13 protein-coding genes are annotated in these 19,596 nt (G+C 67.0%); 6 read left to right on the forward strand and 7 right to left on the reverse strand.

Annotation, left to right across the window (positions count from 1 at the left end; all coding sequences use genetic code 11):
* Positions 1-110: 110 nt before the first annotated feature.
* The 4 genes from AC07U1_RS06190 to AC07U1_RS06205 are packed head-to-tail and all read left to right on the forward strand — an operon-like array spanning position 111 to position 4,667.
* A complete protein-coding gene (locus AC07U1_RS06190) occupies positions 111-2,015 on the forward strand; it encodes a TonB-dependent receptor plug domain-containing protein (protein WP_495177133.1) in 1,905 nt (634 codons plus the stop codon).
* On the forward strand, positions 2,015-2,920 hold the full coding sequence (locus AC07U1_RS06195; RefSeq protein WP_495177132.1) for an ABC transporter substrate-binding protein: 906 nt from the start codon (positions 2,015-2,017) through the stop codon (positions 2,918-2,920). Before AC07U1_RS06190 ends, AC07U1_RS06195 begins: the two co-directional genes overlap by 1 nt.
* The gene (locus tag AC07U1_RS06200) at positions 2,920-3,903 is read left to right on the forward strand and encodes a FecCD family ABC transporter permease (protein WP_187139219.1); all 984 of its coding nucleotides are present in this window, start codon (positions 2,920-2,922) and stop codon (positions 3,901-3,903) included. Before AC07U1_RS06195 ends, AC07U1_RS06200 begins: the two co-directional genes overlap by 1 nt.
* Positions 3,900-4,667 carry an ABC transporter ATP-binding protein gene (locus AC07U1_RS06205; protein WP_495177131.1) on the forward strand — a complete coding sequence of 256 codons (768 nt, stop codon included), beginning with the start codon at positions 3,900-3,902 and terminating at the stop codon, positions 4,665-4,667. The genes AC07U1_RS06200 and AC07U1_RS06205 overlap by 4 nt, the downstream gene beginning before the upstream one ends.
* Before the next feature lie 3 nt (positions 4,668-4,670).
* Here AC07U1_RS06205 and AC07U1_RS06210 read toward each other — a convergent pair whose 3' ends face one another.
* On the reverse strand, positions 4,671-6,362 hold the full coding sequence (locus AC07U1_RS06210) for an N-acyl-D-amino-acid deacylase family protein (protein ID WP_495177130.1): 1,692 nt from the start codon (positions 6,360-6,362) through the stop codon (positions 4,671-4,673).
* A gap of 132 nt (positions 6,363-6,494) precedes the next feature.
* Here AC07U1_RS06210 and AC07U1_RS06215 point away from each other — a divergent pair, with 132 nt between their 5' ends.
* Entirely contained in the window at positions 6,495-7,463 is a 969-nt protein-coding gene (locus tag AC07U1_RS06215; protein ID WP_495177129.1) for an NAD(P)H-dependent flavin oxidoreductase, read from the forward strand.
* Positions 7,464-7,562: 99 nt separating this feature from the next.
* On the opposite strand, the gene AC07U1_RS06220 is transcribed toward AC07U1_RS06215, so the two are convergent.
* The 3 genes from AC07U1_RS06220 to AC07U1_RS06230 are packed head-to-tail and all read right to left on the reverse strand — an operon-like array spanning position 7,563 to position 13,338.
* Entirely contained in the window at positions 7,563-8,972 is a 1,410-nt protein-coding gene (locus tag AC07U1_RS06220; RefSeq protein ID WP_495177128.1) for an efflux transporter outer membrane subunit, read from the reverse strand.
* The gene (locus AC07U1_RS06225; protein ID WP_495177127.1) at positions 8,972-12,172 is read right to left on the reverse strand and encodes an efflux RND transporter permease subunit; all 3,201 of its coding nucleotides are present in this window, start codon (positions 12,170-12,172) and stop codon (positions 8,972-8,974) included. Before AC07U1_RS06225 ends, AC07U1_RS06220 begins: the two co-directional genes overlap by 1 nt.
* Entirely contained in the window at positions 12,169-13,338 is a 1,170-nt protein-coding gene (locus tag AC07U1_RS06230; RefSeq protein WP_492737897.1) for an efflux RND transporter periplasmic adaptor subunit, read from the reverse strand. The genes AC07U1_RS06225 and AC07U1_RS06230 overlap by 4 nt, the downstream gene beginning before the upstream one ends.
* 151 nt (positions 13,339-13,489) lie before the next feature.
* Here AC07U1_RS06230 and AC07U1_RS06235 point away from each other — a divergent pair, with 151 nt between their 5' ends.
* Positions 13,490-14,083 (forward strand): TetR/AcrR family transcriptional regulator, encoded by a 594-nt coding sequence (locus AC07U1_RS06235; protein ID WP_495177126.1) that lies wholly within the window; start codon positions 13,490-13,492, stop codon positions 14,081-14,083.
* A 17-nt stretch (positions 14,084-14,100) separates the two neighbouring features.
* Here the strand turns inward: AC07U1_RS06235 and AC07U1_RS06240 are convergent, their stop codons facing one another.
* Genes AC07U1_RS06240 through AC07U1_RS06250 form a run of 3 tightly spaced genes read right to left on the reverse strand, consistent with a single transcriptional unit; the run spans position 14,101 to position 19,593 of the window.
* Positions 14,101-17,367: an error-prone DNA polymerase gene (locus tag AC07U1_RS06240; protein ID WP_495177125.1), complete on the reverse strand. Its 3,267-nt coding sequence runs from the start codon at positions 17,365-17,367 to the stop codon at positions 14,101-14,103.
* Positions 17,364-18,902 carry a Y-family DNA polymerase gene (locus AC07U1_RS06245; RefSeq protein WP_495177124.1) on the reverse strand — a complete coding sequence of 513 codons (1,539 nt, stop codon included), beginning with the start codon at positions 18,900-18,902 and terminating at the stop codon, positions 17,364-17,366. The genes AC07U1_RS06240 and AC07U1_RS06245 overlap by 4 nt, the downstream gene beginning before the upstream one ends.
* Positions 18,805-19,593 (reverse strand): ImuA family protein, encoded by a 789-nt coding sequence (locus tag AC07U1_RS06250; protein ID WP_495177123.1) that lies wholly within the window; start codon positions 19,591-19,593, stop codon positions 18,805-18,807. Before AC07U1_RS06250 ends, AC07U1_RS06245 begins: the two co-directional genes overlap by 98 nt.
* Between the last annotated feature and the right edge of the window lie 3 nt (positions 19,594-19,596).

The following is a 19,596-nucleotide window of genomic DNA, read 5'->3' on the forward strand; positions in this document are numbered from 1 at the left end:
GCCGCATCGGTGCGTGGCGACGGAGCGACTTGTGCCCGCCCTTCGCCTGCACCGACCGGTTCGCCGGTACGCCCCCGCCACTTCGCTCTGGCGCAAAGGGGGCTTATCCCATGTTGAAGACCGGTTTCATTTCCCTCCTCGCGCTGACGGCGGCGACGCCCGCCTTCGCGCAGTCCAATCCCGACGAAACATCGACCGACGCGAACGGTGATACCATTGTCGTCACCGCCAGCGGCGTCGAACAGAGCCGCACCGAAACGGGCCACACCATTTCCGTTATCACGCGCGACGATCTGGAAACATCGCAAGTGACGTCGATCAGCGACGCTTTAAACCTCGTGCCAGGCGTAGCTGTCGCACAAAGCGGACCCGTCGGATCGCAAACCAGCGTGTTTATCCGCGGCGCCGAAAGCAGCCAGACGCTGGTGCTGATCGATGGCGTGCGGATCAATGATCCTTCGACGCCCAATGGCGCGTTCGATTTCGGTGGATTGCTTACGGGCAATATCGACCGGGTCGAGGTGCTGCGCGGTGCCAATTCGGTCATCTGGGGCAGCCAGGCGATCGGTGGCGTCATCAGCGTGCAAACCGTCGCACCCACGGACACGCTGTCGGCCAATGCTTTCGCCGAATATGGCAGCCATGACACCGCCAAAGTCTTTGGCAATGTGTCGGGCAAGAGTGGGATCATCTCCGGCAGCGTCGGCGCCGGCTATTATCGCACCGACGGTATTTCGTCGCTCATCGGCGGCACCGAACGCGATGGGTACAGGAACTTTTCCGCCAACGGAAAGTTGCTCGTCGAATTCTCGCCTGCCCTCGCGCTCGATCTGCGCGGTTATTACAACAAGGGCCGGATTGAATATGACGACGCCTTTGCCTTTCCGGGCAACCCGGCAAATTCCATTCCCGAATCCGATAACGAACAGTTCGTCGGCTATGCCGGGTTGAACCACGACCTGCTCGACGGCAAGTGGAAGGGGCGCCTGTCGTACAGCCGTACCGACCTGACCCGCAAAGGCAGCGAGGATGGCGCGACCGGTCCTTTCAACTACAATGTTTTCACCGCGCGCGGCAAAGTCGACCGTTTTGCCTATGACGGCAATGTCGACTTCGGCATCGCGTCACTGGTTTTCGGCGGCGCCCATGAAGAGACGTTCGCCAGCACTTTCTATCCCTTGGGCGGTGACACCACACCCACCAGGTTCAAAAGCGACTATTCCAGCTTTTACGGACAGATTGGCGTACACCCGTTTGACGGCCTGGCGGTCAACGGCGGCGTGCGATACGAAGATCATTCACAATATGGCGACCACACAAGCTTTGGTGCCGACGCGGCCTATACGCCCAATGATGGCAAGACCATATTCCGCGCGAGCTATGCCGAAGGTTTTCGTGCGCCGACGTTGAGCGAGGCATTGCCGCCATTCGGCAACATCAATCTGAAACCGGAAACCTCCAAAGGCTTTGACGCCGGAATCGAGCACAGTTTTATCGATCGCAAAGTCACGGCGACCGCGACCTACTTCCATCGCAAAAGCAACGACCTCATCGCCTATAATCCCGCGACATTCCAATCGGAGAATATCGGGCGGGTGAAGTCGGAGGGCGTCGAGCTTGGACTTATCGTCCGGCCCAACGACAATCTGGACGTACGGGTGAATTACGCACTGGTCGATGCTACCACCCGCTCCCCGGGTGCCAATTTTGGCAACCAGCTTGCCCGCCGCCCAAGGGACAAAGCGAGTTTCGTCGCCGACTGGAAATCGCCTTGGGGCCTGAAACTGGGTGCAACGATTGCCCTGACCGGCGACAGTTTCGACAATATCAACAACAGCTTCGCCAATCGCCTCGACGGATACTGGCTGACCGCCGTGCGTGCGGCTTTCCCAATCACCGATCAGCTCGAAGTTTATGGCCGGATCGAAAATCTGTTCGATGAGGATTATGTGGTTGTCAAAGGCTATAATACTTACGGTCGCACAGCCGCCATTGGTATCCGCGTAAAAATCTGATGCAGGGGGTCGGCCTGGCGTCTGTGTTTGCCGCCGCGGTGCTGCTGGTTTCGACCGGCAGCGCCGTGGCGCCGCCCGACGCCGGGCCGCCGCCTTCTAAGCCACTGCGCGTCATGTCGACGAACCAGTGCACCGACCAGCTGGTGCTGGCGCTGCTGCCGCCCGAACGGATCGCGTCGGTGACCTGGCTGTCGCGCGATCCGTCGGGGTCGCTGATGGCCGAGGCGGCGCAGCGAGTCGGCATCAATCACGGCCTTGCCGAAGAGGTCGTCCAGCAACAACCCGATCTGATCGTCGCCGACCGTTTTTCGAAACCGACGACGCGGGCGATGCTCAAACGGCTCGGCTATCCGATGATCGAGGTCGACGACGCGACCAGCTTCGATGCGATCCGCGCCAATGTCCGGCAGGTCGCGCGGGCGGTCGGCGAAGTCGCGCGCGGCGAGGCGATGATCGCCCAAATGGACCGCGAGCTTGCCGAACTGGCTCGCGATCCCGGGCCGCCGCTGCGTGTCGTCGCGTGGGACGGCGGTGGTTTCAGCGCGAGCAAGGGGTCGCTCTATAACGCGGTGCTCGAAGCGGCGGGCGCGGTGAACATCGCCAACGAGCCGCCGGTGTCGCGCTATAATCGCCCCGACACCGAAGTGCTGCTCGTCGCCGCGCCGACCCTGCTCGTCAAGGGCGCCGGGGTCCGCCCCGAATATGGAATGCGCGAGAATATCGAGCGTCATCCGCTCGTTCGCCGCTATTGGGACGGCGCGCGGACGGTGGCGATTTCGCCGGCCTATTATGGCTGCGGCACCCCCAGGATCAGCGAAGCGGCGATCCGGCTGCGCGCCGAACTGCGCGCCGCGGCGAGCCGGGTCCGCACCCCGCTTCCCTTTGCCGGGGTTCATGCGCTGTGATGCGCTGGTTCGTCCCGCTGCTGCTCGTCCTGCTGCTGGCCGCGGGTTTCGTCTCGCTGCTCGCCGGAACGGTGTGGCTGACCCCCGAACAGGCGCTCGGCGGGTTGCTCGCGGGCCGCACCGACCTCGCGTCGCTGATCCTCATCGAAATCCGCCTGCCACGATTGATCCTCGGCCTGATGGTCGGCGCGATCCTCGGCCTGTCGGGTGCGGTGCTGCAGGGGCTGCTGCGCAACCCGCTCGCCGAACCCGGGCTGCTCGGGGTGTCGGCGGGGGCGTCGCTCGGCGCGGTGATCGCGATCTATTTCGGCTTCGCGGCGAGCTTCGCGATGGCGCCGCCCTTGTTCGGCCTCGTCGGCGGTTTCGTCACCGCGGGCACCGCGCTCGCCTTGTCGCGGCGCGGCGGCACATTGTCGCTGATCCTCGCCGGCGCCGCGGTCAGCAGCATCGCCGCCGCCGGGGTCAGCGTCGCGCTCAACGTCGCGCCCAACCCCTATGCGGCATACGAGATCATGGTCTGGCTGATGGGCTCGCTCGTCGACCGCAGCTGGGACCATGTCTGGCTCGCGGCGCCTTTCATCCTCGTTGGCGCTATGCTGTTGCTGCTCACCGGCCGCGCGCTCGACGCGCTGGCGCTCGGCGAGGCGCAGGCCGAAAGTCTCGGCATCCATGTCGCGCGCACCCGCCTGCTCGCGCTGCTCGGTACCGCGATGGGGGTCGGCGCGGCGACCTCGGTCGCGGGGGCGATCAGCTTCGTCGGGCTGATCGCGCCGCATATCGTTCGACCGCTCGTCGGGCACCGGCCCGGCCAGACGCTGGTCCCTGCTGCGCTCGTCGGCGCGCTGCTCGTGACCCTCGCCGATGTCGGCACAAGGCTGCTCGTCGTCGACGGCAAGATCCTCGCGCTCGGGGTGTTCATCAGCCTGTTCGGCGCGCCCTTTTTCCTGTGGCTCGTCCTTCATGTGCAAAGGCGCACCGCATGAGCGCGCTGACCTTCGCCGCAGTGGCCGCGAAACGCGATGCGCGCGTCGTGCTGCGCGACATAGACGCCGTTTTTGCGCCGGGCCGGCTGACTGCGGTGATCGGCCCCAATGGCGCCGGTAAAAGTACGCTCCTCGAAGTCGCGGCGGGGCTACGCGTGCCCGATGCCGGACGCGTCGAACTCGGCGGGCAATCGCTCGCGAGCATCGGTCGCCGGATGCTCGCGCGGCGCCGCGCCTATCTGCCGCAGCGCGCCGAGGTCGAATGGCCTATCAGCGTCGAGCGCGTCGTCGCGCTCGGCCTGACCCCGGTGCTGCCGAGCTTCGGCGATCTGCCAGCCGCGCTGCGCCCCGCGATCGATGACGCGCTCGCCGCCTGCGACCTCACCAGCTTGCGCGACCGCCCGGCGACCAGCCTGTCGGGCGGCGAACTCGCCCGCGCGATGCTGGCGCGCGCGATCGTCGGCGATCCCGAATTGCTGATCGTTGACGAGCCCACCGCGGGGCTCGACCCGCGTCATGCGCTCGACGCGGCGCGGCGGCTGCGCGCGCGTGCCGATGCCGGGCGCACCGTGATCATGGCGATCCACGACCTCGACCTCGCGCTGCGCCATGCCGACGATGTCGTCGCGATCAAGGACGGCGCGCTGCTCGCGGCGGGATCGGTCGCCGAGGTGATGACCGAGGATATGCTCGGCGCGCTTTACGAGGTGCGGGTGCGTATCACCCGCGATGCCGACGGTGCCGCGATCCGCTTTCGCGACTGAACCTCAGCGGCATTTCCCGAACCCGGCGCCGCGTACCGCGCGGCCGGGGGTGGCGCCGGTCGGCTCGCCGTCCTTGAGCACGGCAGCCCCGTTGACGAAGACGTCGCGCACACCGGTCGCATATTGGTGCGGCTTCTCGAACGTCGCATGGTCGGCGATCGCCCTGGGGTCGAAGATCACGACATCGGCATAATAGCCGGGCTTCAGCGCCCCGCGTTCGGCGATCCCGAGGTTGGTCGCGGGCAGGGTAGTCAGCCGGTACACCGCCTGTTCGAGCGGGATCAGCTTCTCGTCGCGGACGTAACGGCCGAGCAGCCGCGCGAAATTGCCATAGGTGCGCGGGTGCGACCCCGATTTCAGGAACACCCCCTCGGCCGATTGCGACGCGGCGTCGGACCCGAAGCTCATCCACGGCAGCTGGACCTGCTTGCGGACATTGTCCTCGGACATCAGGAAATAGACGGTGCCGACGCGCGACCCGTCCTCGACCACCAGGTCCATCGCGGTCTCTTCGGGGCTCTTCCCGCGCATCGCCGCGACTTCGGCGAGCGTTTTGCCGGTCAGCGGTTTGAGCTTATCGCTTTTGAAGCCCGACAGGATCATCTTGTCGGCGCCCGCGCCGTAAAAGAGATTTTCCCAGTCGCTCCCCGGCTTTCGCATTTCGGCGGCGACGCGGGCGCGGGTCGCGGGGTCCTTCAGCCGCTCGATCCACGCCTCGAGTCCGCCCGCCTGCACCCAGGTCGGCATCGCGGCGTCGAGCCCGGTCGCGCCGGCGGTATAGGTGTACATGTCGGCGGTGATCCGCTGGCCCGCGGCGCGCGCCGCTTCGACCTTGGCGACGACCGAATCATATTTCCCCCAATTGTCGCGGCCCGCCATCTTGAGGTGATAGATTTCGGCGGGGGCGCCCGAACGACGCGAAATCTCGATCAGTTCGTCGACCGCTTCCTCGAGCCGGTCGCCCTCGGATCGCATATGGCTGATATACATGCCGCCGCATTTCGCGGCCGCGCTGGTTAGCGCGACCAGTTCGTCGGTTTCGGCATAGGAGCCGGGGGCGTAGATGATCGAGCTGCCGACGCCGAGCGCGCCCTCGTCCATCGCCTGCCGCACGAGCGTCTGCATGCGCGCCAGCTGCTCGGGGGTCGGGTCGACATCGTCTTCGCCCAGTTCATGGATACGCACCGTCGCGGCGCCGACGAAGCTCGCGACATTGGGCGCGATGCCGCGCTTCTCCAGATACGTCAGATAATCGCCAAGGCTGGTCCACTCGATGGCATATTTGATATCGCCCTGGCGCTCGGTCTCCTGGACCTTCATCGCCGCGTTCATCGGCCCCATCGACCAGCCTTCGCCCATCACCTCCAGCGTCACGCCCTGGCGGAGATCGCTCTGGCTGCGCGGGTCGGCGATCAGCGATTCGGTCGCCCAGCTCAGCATGTTGATGAACCCCGGCGCGACCGCCATGCCGCTAGCGGACACCTCGCTGCGACCCTTGCCCTCGACCTTGCCGACCGCGACGATGCGGTCGTCCTTGATCGCCACGTCGCCGGTGAGGGGGGACTTGCCCGACCCGTCGTAGATCGTGCCGCCGCGGATCACGACGTCATAGGCGGGTTCGGCACTTGCGGCGGTCAGCGCGATCCAGCTCGCGACGAGGACGAGCGATCGTCCGATATTCTGCCTGCCCGCCATGTCCCGTCTCCTGTTCGCCGCCGAGGGCATATCCTGCCCGAGCAAGATGCACTTGGCCATGCGCATTATCGGGCTTGATCGCCGCCAGCCCGCGCGCCAAGGGTTTCGCAACAAAACCGATGGGAGGAAGCTTTGATCAAGACGCGCATTACCGAGAAGTTCGGCATCGAAACCCCGATCATCATGGGCGGCATGACCGGCGTGGGCTATGGCCCGCTCGTCGCCGCGGTCGCCAATGCGGGGGCCTTGGGCTTCATCACCGCGCATATGTATCCGACCGGCCAGGCCTTGTTCGACGAGATCGAGGCCACCCGCAAGCTGACCGACAAGCCCTTTGGCGTGAACCTCACCCTGCTGCCGTCGATCAACCCCATTCCCTATGACGAATATCGCGAGGCGATCATCGCCAGTGGCATCAGGATCGTCGAAACCGCGGGCCGCGCCCCGACCGACCACCTGCCGGCCTTCAAGGACGCCGGGGTCACGGTGATCCACAAATGCACCTCGGTGCGCCACTCGGTGTCGGCGGTGAAAAAGGGCGTCGACATGATCAGCATAGACGGCTTCGAATGCGCGGGTCACCCCGGCGAGGACGATGTCGGCCTCGTGGTGCTGCTGCCGGCGACGGTCGATGCACTGCCCGATACCCCGATCATCGCCTCGGGCGGCATGGCCGACGGGCGCAGCATCGTCGCCGCGCTGGCGCTCGGCGCCGATGCGGTCAACATGGGCACGCGCTTCTGCGCTACCGTCGAGGCCGTGATCCACCAGAATGTGAAGCAGCGCATCGTCGACGCGACCGAGACCGACACGGTGCTCGTCGGCCGCACGCTGCGCAACACCGCGCGCGTCGCGAAGAATGCGGTGTCGGTTGAGGTCGCCGAGATCCAGCGCGACCCGACCAAGACCTTCGAGGATGTGAAGCATCTGATGGCGGGCGTGCGCGGGCGCGAAAATGTGCTGCGCGACGGCGACGTCGATGGCGGCATCTGGACCAGCGGCCAGAGCCAGGCGCTGATCCACGACATCCCGACGTGCGCCCAGCTGGTCGCGAATATCATGCGTCAGGCCGAGGAAGTTCGGGCGAAGATCGCGGGGTAATATCCGCCGTCATTGCGAGCGAAGCGAAGCGATCCAGGACGGTCTACGCCACTCTGGATTGCCACGTCGCTTCGCTCCTCGCAATGGCGAAGCTCGGAATTAAACCGCCGGCTCCTGCCAGCCGCCGCCCAGCGCGAGGAACAGCGAGACGAGGTTCGTCGCGCGGGTCTGTTCGGACTGGGCGATGCTCGCGTTGATCGATGCCAGCGTCCGCTCGGCATCGAGCACGACCTGGAAATTCTCGCGTCCCGCCTGATAGCGCAGCCGCGCGATGCGGGCGGCGTCGCCGGCCTCGGCCGCCGCGCGGCGCAGCGCTGCGAGCCGGTCGAGTTCGCCCGCATAATTGGCGAGCGCGCTTTCGCTTTCCTGCAGCGCGGTCAGCCAGGTGCCGTCGAAACTCGCGAGCGCGCCATCGGCCCCGGCTTCGGCCTGTTTCAGCCGCGACCGCGCGACCTCCATGTTCGGGAAGCTCCACGAGATCAGCGGGCCGAGCGAGAAGCGGAAGCCGTCGGACTTGCCGAGTCCCGAGATCGAGCTGGCGGTCGAGCCGACCGAGCCGCCGAGGCTGATGCTCGGGTACAGATCGGCGGTCGCGACATTGACCCGCGCCGCCGCTGCGGCGAGCTGGCGCTCGGCGCGGCGGATGTCGGGGCGACGTGCCAGCAGCGAAGCGCCGTCGCCAACGGGGATCGGGCGGTTCAATTCGGGCGGTGCCTGGCAGGCGAGCACTGCCGCGGGCGCTTCGGCGGGCGGCTTGCCGGTGAGCACCGCGAGGCGATAGAGCGCGGCGGCGCGCTGCGCGGTCAGCGTCGGGATCGTCGCCCGTGTCTGTTCGAGCAGTGCGCCCGCCTGTCCGGTTTCGAGTCGCGTCGCGCGCCCGCCCTCGAACAGGCGGCGGGTGAGGTCGAAGGTCTGCTGCTGGATGCGCAGCGTGTCCTCGGCGACCGCGATCTGGCGGTTGAACGAACAGACGTCGGTGTAAGCGCGCGTCGTTTCGGCGGCGACGGTGATGCGGGTCAGGTCGAACGCCGCCTGTACCGCATCGGCGTCGGCGCGGCTGGCGCGGATCGCGCTTTCGACGCGGCCGAACAGGTCGACCTGATAGCCGATGTCGAGCCCGACGTCATAGCTGTCGCCCTCGATCGAGCCGGCGCCGAGCGGGTTCGCCTGGCGCGCATAGGTGCCGCCGGCGCCCACCGTCGTCGTCGGCAGGCGGCCGGCGCGCGATTCGCGCAGCACCGCGCGCGCCTGCGCCAGATTGGCGGCGGCGACGCGAAGATCGGTGTTCGCCGTGAGCGCTTCACCGACGAGCTGGTCGAGCAACGGGTCGCCGAACAGGCTCCACCATGGACCCGGCGGCTGTTCGCCGCTGAAGGCGGGCGACTTGCCGGCTTCGAGGAAGGGCGCCTGCGACGGCGCCGCGGGAACCGGCGAGACATAGCGGGGGCCGACGGTACAGGCCGACAGCGCCAGCATGCTCGCGGCGGCAAGGATCAGGTTGCGGGTCATTAGCGGGTCTCCGCCGGGCTGGTGTCCGGCTGTTTCTGCTTGCGGTCGCGGCGGGCGAAGGCGGTCGCCTTGTCGCCGAGCTTGCGGCAGAGGACATAGAAGAGCGGGGTGAAGATCAGTCCGAAGATCGTCACGCCGAGCATGCCAAAGGTCACCGCGGTGCCCAGCGCCTGCCGCATTTCCTGTCCCGGGCCGCTCGCGATCGCCAGCGGCACGACGCCGAAGATGAAGGCGAAGCTGGTCATCAGGATCGGGCGGAGGCGCGAGCGTGCGGCGTGGACCGCGGCGTCGATCGTGCTCATCCCGTCCTGTTCCTCGGCCTGTTTCGCGAACTCGACGATCAGGATCGCATTCTTCGCGGCGAGCGCGATGAGCACGACCAGACCGACCTGTGTCAGGATATTATTGTCCATCCCGCGCAGGTTGACGCCGAGCATCGCCGCGAGGATGCACATCGGCACGATCAGGATCACCGCGAGCGGTAGCGGCAGCGATTCATATTGCGCCGCGAGCACGAGGAAGACGAACACCACCGCGAGGCCGAAGATCAGCACCGCGCCGCCGCCCGCCGCCTTTTCCTGATAGGCGAGGCCGGTCCATTCATAGGCGAAGCCCGACGGCAATGTCTTGTCGGCAAGGCCCTCCATCGCGGCGAGCGCCGCACCCGACGACACGCCCGGCGCCGCCTGTCCCTGCAGTTCGACCGCGGGGAACAGGTTATAGCGCACGACGCGCGTCGGGCCGCTGTCGTCGCGGAAGGTCGCCACCGACGACAGGGGCACCATCTCGCCCGAGGTCGAGCGCACCTGCAGCCGTCCGACATCCTCGATGCTGGCGCGCGAGGTCGGTTCGGCCTGCGCGGTCACGCGGAAGGTGCGGCCAAGGAAGTTGAAGTCGTTGACGTATGTCGACGCCAGATAGGTACCGAGCGCGGCATAGACCTGGCTCGGATCGACACCCAGGATCTGCGCCTTGTCGCGGTCGACATCGGCGAAGATGCGCGGGCTTCCGGTGTTGAACAGCGAGAAGACCTGCTGCACATCCTTCATCTGCGCCGCGCCGCCCATCATGGCGCCGGTGGCCTGTTCGAGCTCCTTGTAGCTTTCGCCGCTGCGGGCCTGGATCATCATCGTGAAGCCGTTGCCGTTGCCCAGCCCCTGTACCGCAGGCGGCGCGATGACGAAGGCGTTCGCTTCGGGCAAGGCGTTGGCGAGCACGCCCGACAGTTGCTGCGACAGCGCGGTCGCGGAGAGCTTGCTGCCGCGCTCGCCCCAGTCGGTCAGGCGGATGAACATCGTGCCGGCGTTCGAGGCGGTCGAGAAACTCGATCCGTCGAGGCCCGAGAAGGTCGCGATGCTGGCGACGCCGCCCACTTTCTTCACTTCCTGCTGCGCGCGGGCGAGGACTTCGCTGGTGCGGTCGAGCGACGCGCCCGGCGGCAGCTGGACGACGCCGATCAGCACGCCCTGGTCCTGGTCGGGAATGAAGCCCGTCGGCGTGTCGGCGAGGCGCCAGCCGGTCGTCGCGAGCAGCACGGCATAGATGGCGAGCATCAGTCCGCCTTTGCGCACCAGCGTGGCGGTGGTGCGGCCATAGCGGTCGGACAATTTGTCGAAGCCGCTGTTGAACTTGTCGGCTGCGCGCCGGACGACGCGCATCACCGGGTTCTTTGGCTCTTCATGATGCTCTTCGTGCGGCTTGAGCAGCAGCGCCGCCATCGCGGGCGACAAGGTGAGCGAGGTGAGCAGCGAAAACACCGTCGCCGCCGCGATCGTCACCGCGAACTGCTGGTAGAAGATGCCGGGGATGCCGGGGACGAAGGCGGTCGGCACGAACACCGCGACGAGCACGAGCCCGATCGCGATCAGCGCCCCCGACACTTCCTCCATCGTCCGGTGCGCGGCTTCGCGCGGACTGAGGCCTTCACGGATATGCTTTTCGACCGCCTCGACGACGACGATCGCGTCGTCGACGACGATCCCGACCGCGAGCACCAGTGCGAAGAGCGACAGCGAGTTGATCGAGAAACCGAGCGCGAGCTGGACCGCGAAGGTGCCGACGAGCGCCACCGGAATGGCGACGATCGGGATGATCGCGGCGCGCCAGGTCTGCAGGAAGACGAGCACGACGAGCACGACGAGGAAGATCGCCTCGACGAGCGTTTCCTGCACCGCGGTCACCGACGCCTGGACATATTCGGTCGGGTTGAAGGGGATTTCATATTCGAGTCCCGGGGGGAAGTCGGCCGAGGCCTTCTTCACTTCCTCGAGCACGAGGTTCGCGGCGTTGAGCGCATTGGCACCCGGCTGCTGGATCACCGCCATGCCGACGCCTTCGCGGCCGTTGAACACGCCGCGCACGCCATAGTCCTGCGCGCCGAGCTCGACGCGCGCGACATCCTTCAGCCGCGTGATCGCGCCGTTCGTCGTGTCGGTCTTGATCACGACATTGGCGAACTGGTCGGGGGTGACGAGGCGGCCCGGGACTTCGACGGGCAGTTCGAACGCCGGATTGCCCTTGCCATAGGGCGGGGCGCCGACCGAACCGCCGGCGACCTGGACGTTCTGGCTTTGCAGCGCGGCGACGATTTCGGGCGCGGTCAGGTTGCGCGCGGCGGCCTTGTCGGGGTCGATCCACACGCGCATCGAATAATAGCCGCCGCCGAAGATCTGGACGCCGCCGACGCCTTCGAGGCGGAGCAGGCGGTCGCGCAGCGTCGAATTGGCGTAGTTGCCGACATAATCGGTATCGATCGCCGGATCGGTCGAGGTCAGCGCGACGATCATCAGGAAGCCCGATTCCTGCTTGTTCACCTGCACACCGATCTGGCGCACCTGTTCGGGCAGGCGCGGCTCGGCGAGCGCGACGCGGTTCTGGACCAGCACCTGCGCGGCATCGAGATCGGTGCCGGGTTCGAAAGTCACGGTGATCTGCGCGGCGCCCTGCGTCGAGCTGCTCTGGATATAGAGCATATTCTCGACGCCGTTGATCTCCTGCTCCAGCGTCGAGGCGACCGTTTCGGCGATCGTTTCGGACGAGGCACCGGGATAGGCGGCGGTGATGCTGATCGTCGGCGGCGCGATCTCCGGATATTGGGCGAGCGGAAGCTGCGGATAGGCGAAGGCGCCGATCAGCGTGATGAAGATCGCGATGACCGCCGCGAAGATCGGGCGGTCGACGAAGAAGCGGCTGATATTCACTTGCTGTTCGCCCCGCCCTTCGCGGCGGGCGCGGCCTTGGCCGTCAGCACCTTGCCGTCAGCCGCGATCGTCCCGGCCTGCACCTTGGCGGGCTGGCCCGGCCGCGCGCGCTGGAGGCCGCCGACGATGATGCGGTCCTTCGCGGTGACGCCGGTCTTGATCACGCGCAGCCCGTCGACGACGGGGCCGAGGGTGACCGGGCGCGCCTGCACCACATCCTTGGGGCCGATGACGTAAACGACGCGGCGCGCGCCGTCGGTGACGATCGCGGTGTCGGGCAGCAGGAAGGCCGGACGCGGCGCCGAGGCGGCGAGCTGGAGCTGGCCGAACAGGCCGGGGCGCAGCTTGCCGTCGGGGTTCTGGACGACCGCGCGGACGGCGATCGTGCCCGATCCGTTCGACAGCGCATTATCGACGAAATCGATGCGGCCGTTGATGGCATAATCGTCGGCGCCCTGCAGCTTGATGCGCACCGGGGCGTTCTGCAGCGTGTCGCCGCGCCGCTCATAGTCGAGCAGGCTGGCTTCGGAGCCCTGGAAGCTGAAATGGATGGGGCTGGTCGACACGATGGTGGTCAGGATCGTCTGGTCGGCGATCACCGAATTGCCCGGATCGACCAGGCGTTGCGACACGCGGCCCGAAATCGGCGCGACGACGCGGGTAAAGCCGACGTTGAGCGCCGAGGCGCGAATCGCGGCATTGGCGGCGGCGACATCGGCCTCGCCGGTGCGGACGGCGGAGCGGCGCTGTTCGACTTCTTCCTGGCTCGCGGCCTGCGATGCGGCGAGCGTCGTCGACCGTGCGAGTTCGGTGCGGGCGTTGGCAAGTGTCGCCTGCGCGCGGGCAAGCTGGGCGCGGGCCTGGTCGAGCGCGGCCTGGCTCGGGCGCGCGTCGATGGTGAACAGCAACTGCCCGGCGCGGACATATTGGCCGTCGGTGAAATGGGCGCGCTGCAGATAGCCCGAGGCGCGCGGCCGGACCTCGACGCTGTCGACGGCTTCGAAGCGGCCGACATAATCGTCCCATTCGGTCACGTCGCGCACCAGCGGCGCGGCGGCGGTCACGGGGAGCTGGGGCGGGCCGCCCTGGGCGTCGTCAGCACCCGAACAGGCGGCGAGCGTCAGCGACAGCAGAATCGAAAGCGCGATGGGAAAGCGCAAGGTCATAGCGTGTATCTTTTCTTTTTTCAGGGCGGTCCGGCATCGCGCGACAGGGAGGGGGGAGGCGCCACGCGATGCCAGACTTTGCCGCCTAATCTGGGTTAGCGATTAAGTCAACAGGTGTTGATTTATTTCTCAGCCGCGATAATAGGACGCCATGGAGAGAGAAATCATCGTCAAGAAACGTGACGCGGTCGCGACACGCGCCGCGATCCTTGCGGCGGCGCGCCAGCGTTTCCTGCGCGAAAGCTACGGCAGCGTCGGCCTGCGCGATATCGCGGGCGACGCGAAGGTCGATGTCGCACTGATCAGCCGCTATTTCGGCGGCAAGGAGGGGCTGTTCCGCGAAGTCGTCGCCGACGAGGAGAAGCCGAAGATCTTTTTCGAGCCGAAAAGCATCGACGAGCTCCCCGCTTTTCTGGCGCAGCTTGTCGTCGATGACGCCGACGAGGACCTCGAAAAGCGGATGGAGATGTTCATCATCATGCTCCGCTCGGCCTCCTCGCCGCAGGCCGGTGCGATCATCCGTGAGTTCGTCCATCGCGATGTCCTCGCCCCGCTCACCGAACTCATCGGCGGCGAACAGGGTGAACTGCGCGCGAATATGCTGCTCGCGATCCTGATGGGGGTCGGGGTGCTGCGTTCGATCATGATGGTCGACGGCTTCGCGGACGAGGAAGACGAGGAAGCCGTGATCGCCGAATGCGCCGAGCGCTTCCGCAGCCTGTTCGCGGCGGCGCTGACCTGCTGAATATTTCACGACAAGCATCAATGAAAATCCCGCGATTTGGGCAGGATGCGGACATCGCGCGGATGCCCGTGGCGAAGCCCGCGTGGTTGCTGCGGATGCACGACCTCGTCGGCACGGCATAGCTCGGGCTCGAAGGACCGGTCGCTGCCCAGCGTGTCGAGCAGCGCGGTGCGATCGACGATACGGTTCGCCATCAGATGGACGACGCCCTCCCTGCTCCGCTGCACCTCGCCCGCAACCTCCATCAGCCGCGACGCCATGACGGCACGGCGATAGTGCTCGAACTGGCGCGCCCAGAGCAGGACATTGACGATCCCGCCCTCATCCTCGAGCGTGATGAAGATCGCATTGCCCTTGCCGGGGCGCTGGCGGATCAGCACCACTCCGGCGGTGCGGACGAGCGCGCCATTCTTTGCCGCGCCGATCTGGAGGCAGCTCAAAACCCCTTCGCCGTCGAGACGCTGCCGCAAAAACGCCATCGGATGGCCTTTGAGCGACAGCCGCGTCGTCTGGTAATCGGTCAGCACATGTTCGACGAGCGGGGTGGGGGGCAGCGCGGCGTCCGCCTCGTTGCCGAGTTCGTTCGTTTCGGCGGCGCCGAACAAGGGCAGCACCCCCTGCCGCACCCGCCGCGCATCCCACAAGGCGGGGCGGCGCTCGAGTCCCATCGAATGACACGCATCGGCCTCGGCGAGCAGCCGTAGCGCACGCGATGGCAGGCCCGCGCGTCGCGCGAGTTCTTCGACGCTGGCAAACGGCGTCGTGCGGGCGTCGGTGATCTGTTCCGCCCACGCCTCGCGAAATCCGTCGACCTGCCGAAAGCCGAGCCTGAGCGCGAGGCTGCCATCATCGCGCCGTTCGAGGCTGTTGTCCCAGGTGCTGAAATTGACATCGACCGCGCGCACCTCGACCCCATGCTCGCGCGCATCGCGGACGAGCTGGGCGGGGGCGTAGAAACCCATCGGCTGAGCGTTCAAAATCCCGCAGGCGAAGACCGCGGGATGGTGGCATTTCAGCCAGGACGAGACATAGACGAGCTTGGCGAAAGACTGGGCATGGCTTTCGGGAAAGCCATAGCTGCCGAAACCCTCGATCTGCTTGAAACAGCGCGCGGCGAAGTCCGGCTCATAACCGCGGCGGACCATGCCCCCGATCATCTTTTCCTTATATTGATGGATCGTCCCGGCATTGCGGAAGGTTGCCATCGCACGCCGCAGGCCGTTGGCTTCGTCCGGCGTGAATTCGGCGGCGACGATGGCGAGTTTCATCGCCTGTTCCTGAAAAAGGGGGACGCCGCATGTCCTGCGAAGCAGATTATACAGTTCCTTGGGGTCGTGCGGCGGCGCAGGCGACGGATAGTCCACAGCTTCTTCGCCGCTGCGGCGCTTCAGATAGGGGTGGACCATATCGCCCTCGATCGGCCCCGGCCGGACGATCGCGACCTGGATGACGAGATCGTAGAACTCGCGCGGGCGCAGGCGGGGCAGCATATTGATCTGCGCGCGGCTCTCGACCTGGAACACCCCGATGCTGTCGCCCTCGCACAGCATGTCGTAAACGACCGGGTCTTCGGGCGGCACGCTCTTGAGGTCGTGATCGTCCAGATCGTGCAGCCGCATCAGGTCGAAGCATTTGCGGATGCAGGTCAGCATCCCGAGCGCGAGGACATCGACCTTCATCAGCTTGAGTTCGTCGATGTCGTCCTTGTCCCATTCGATGAAGGTGCGGTCTGCCATCGCGGCATTGTGGATCGGCACCGTCTCGTCGAGCCGATCCTCGGTCAGCACATAGCCGCCGACATGCTGCGACAGGTGGCGGGGGAAGGTCAGCAGCTGCGCGACGACCCATTGCAGCCGCGCGATATCGTCTTGCTCAGGGTCCAGCCCCGCTTCGACGAACCGCTCGATCGGCATCTCACTGCCCCAGCTGCCCCAAGTGGTGTCGGCAAGACGAGCAGTGACATCTTCGCTTAGCCCCAGCGCCTTACCCGCCTCTCGTACCGCGCTGCGCGGGCGATAGTGGATCACCGTCGCGGCGATGCCCGCGCGCCGACGCGTGTAGCGGCGATAGACATATTGCATCACCTCCTCGCGCCGCTCGTGCTCGAAATCGACGTCGATGTCGGGCGGCTCGCGCCGTTCTTCGGACAGGAAGCGGGTGAAGAGCAGGTTGTTGGCGATCGGATCGATCGAGGTGATTTCGAGCAAATAGCAGACGAGCGAATTGGCCGCCGACCCGCGGCCCTGGCAGAGAATGGGCGGCGCCTGCGTGCGTGCGAAGTTGACGATATCGTGGACGGTCAGGAAATAGCAGGCGAAGTTGCATTTGCCGATGAGAGTCAGTTCCTCATCGAGCACCTCCTGCCAGCGTCGGGGCAAGCCATCGGGATGCAGCTTGTTGGCGGCCTGCTTCACCATATGTTCGAGCCAGCTTTGCGGCTCCCACCCCTCGGGGACCGGCTCGTGCGGATATTCATATGTAAGGTCGCGGAGCGAAAAGGTGATGCGATCCAATATCCGGATGCTCTCGTCGACTGCCCCGGGACAGCTGCGGAAGAGGCGGCGCATTTCCTTGGGCGATTTCAGGTGACGCTCGCCATTGGCGCGCAGCAGGCGGCCGGCATCGTTCAGGGTCTTGCCCTCGCGAATGCAGGTGACGACATCGTGGAGCGGCCGTTGCTCGCGCGTCGCATAAAGCGCATCGTTGGTCGCGAGCAGCGGAATGCCGATGCGGCTGGCCAAAGCCTCCAACTGGGCGAGGCGTCGCCGATCCGCGCCGCCCTGCGACATCGTCGCGCCGAGCCATAAGGACCCCGGCGCGCGCCTCGCGAGGCGGCGCAGCAGAAATTCATCCTTCTCCGTCCCCATCGCGATCAGCAGCATATCCTCGCAATGGATCAGCAGATCCTTGAACTTGAGTATGCAGCTGCCCTTTTCGGCGCGGCGATTGCCGATGGTGAGCATGCGGGTCAGGCGGCCCCAGCCGTGGCGCGTGGTCGGATAGGCGATGATGTCGGGGGTGCCGTCGTCGAACACCAGCCGGGCGCCGACGACGATCTTGAGCGGCGGAAGTTCGACCCCCTCCTCGGCGGCCTCCTCGCCCAGCTTGCGTAATCCGGTCAGCGCCCGCACCACCCCGGCGACGCTGTTGCGATCGGCGATGCCGATGCCGGGCATGCCGAGCGCGATCGCCTCGGCGACCATGTCAGCGGGGTGCGAGGCGCCGCGTAGGAAGCTGTAATTGGTCGCCGCGACCAGCTCGGCAAAGGCGGGTGTCTCGCTCATGCGAACACCCCGTGGATATACCAGAGCGGATGCTCCTTCTCCTCATACAGCCCGTGACGGAACAGCCAGAAGCGGCGGCCTTGGGCATCTTCGACGCGGTAATAGTCGCGCGTCAGCCCGGCGTTGTCGCGGCGGTGCCACCATTCGGCGGCGATGCGTTCGGGGCCTTCATAGCGGCGCACCGCGTGGGTCGCCCGTCGCCAGCGGAACTGGTGCGGCGGGCCGTCGGGGACCTCGGCGATCACCTCGATCGGCTGCGGCGGGTCGAACAGATGGAAGGGCCGCGTCGGTGGTTCGCCGGGCTCGGGCATCTCCCACGGCAGCGGCGGCGGCGCGTCGATCGCGGGCAGCGCGAGCTGCGCCTGTTCGGGGATATGCGTGTCGGCGGCGATCAGGCGCCGGACGCGGACGCGGCCCAGCCGCGTCGTCATCCGGTCGACGAGTTCGTCCATCTTCGCATCGCGCACCGCGCCGCCTTCGAGCTTCAATTGCGTCGCGCCGAGCGCCTCGAGCCGCGGCACCGCGAGGCGGATCATGTCTAAACCGAAGCCGGGGTCGAGCGGGTCGGCGAGGCTGTCCATGCGCTCAGCGAAGAGGCGCATCACCAGCGCTGTGTCGCGCGTCGGGTGGCCGGTCTCGATCTCGATGCTGCGCGCGAGGCCGTCGCTGCGAAAGAAGGTCGCGCGGAAATGACGCCCGCCCTTGCCGCGCTCGCGCATTTGGGCGGCGGCTTCGTCGAGGAGTTCGGCCAGTATTTTGGTCGCATACGTCGTGCTACCGAGCGGCTCGGCAAAGCGGCGTTCGGTCGCGACGGGGGGCGGGGCGATGCGCGGGGCGAGCGGGCTCGGCGCGTCGCCGAGGATGCGGCGCAGCGCGGTGGCGGCCCCGGCGCCGAAGCGTGCGGCGATATTCGCCATCGGCCGGCTCGCGAGGTCGCCGATCGTCTTGAGCCCCGCGCGGATCAGCGCGGTGGTCGCTTCGGCTTCGAGTTCGAGCGCCGCCACGGGCAGGCGGCGGATCGCGCCGGCTTCGTCGGGTGCGGCGCGCGTCTGGTAGCGCGCGAGCGCGCGCGCCGCGTCGGCGGTCGGGCCGAGCGCGGGACGGACGGTCATGCCGAGCCGCGACAGGCGCATTTCCAGATCGTCGATCAGCGCCGCCTCGCCGCCGAACAGATGCTCGGCCCCGGCGATGTCGAGGATCAGGCCGTCGGGGGCGTCGATCGCCACCAGCGGGGTATAGCGATTGCAGCCGAGCGCGAGCCGGTCGAGCCAGGCGGTGTCGGCGACCGGGTCGTGGGCGATGACCAGCAGGTCGGGCACCCGCGCGCGCGCGTCGGCGAGCGGCATGCCGGGGGCGAGCCCGACCGCCTGCGCTGCGCGGTCGACGCTCGCAAGGCGGAGCGCACCGCGCGCCTTTTCGGCGAAGACGAGCGGGGCGTCAGGCGGCCGCGGCGCCGTGCGGCAAAGCCGCTCGGCGGGCAGCCACGGGAAGAACAACGCCAGATAGCGCCGCTTCGCCAAAGGCTTGTTCATCATGATGCCATTCCATTTGCCAGCGTCCGCCGGCGGCGCCGCCGCGCCAGCGCAGCAGTTCGAGGTCGAAGGCGGGAGCGCCCGGCGCATGGGCTTCCAGTTCGAGCGACGGCGCGGCGGCGACGCTCCAGCGCGTTTCGGCGACGCTTGCGCTGGGGACCGCGTTCAGCCGCAGCATCAGCAATGTGGTTCCCGCATCGCGCGCGCCGAGCGCGAGCCGCCGCCCCGCGGTCAGGTCGAGCAGCGGGAATTTGCCCCAGCTTTCGACGATCACCGCCGCCGATCCGGCGCAGCGGATCGCATCATTGGCGCAGGCGAGCAACAATTTGGGATCGGGCGCCTCAATCAGCAGCAGCCGGTCGGGATCGCCGCCAAGTTCGGCGATGCCGGGCGCATAGAGTTGCCCGCCGCGCCGCGCGGCGTCGGCGGTGCGCAGCCAGACCAGTGGCGCCGGGCCGGGCAGGCGCAGCGCGAGCAGCGCGGCGAAGGCGGCGGCGCTGGTCGCGTCGAGTGCGTCGGCGGCGAAGAATTCATGCACGCGCCCCGTCGCGAGTCCGCCGCCGAGCGCGGCGTCGAAACCCGCATGACCGCTCGTCAGCCGCCCCGCGATTGGCCCACGCGGTTCGGCCTCGCCGGTGATCCGGGCGAGACGCCGACGCAGGCCGGCGATATTAGGGTGCGACTCGTGGGGCATGTT

Source organism: Sphingopyxis sp. GW821-FHT02C12 (assembly GCF_059421785.1).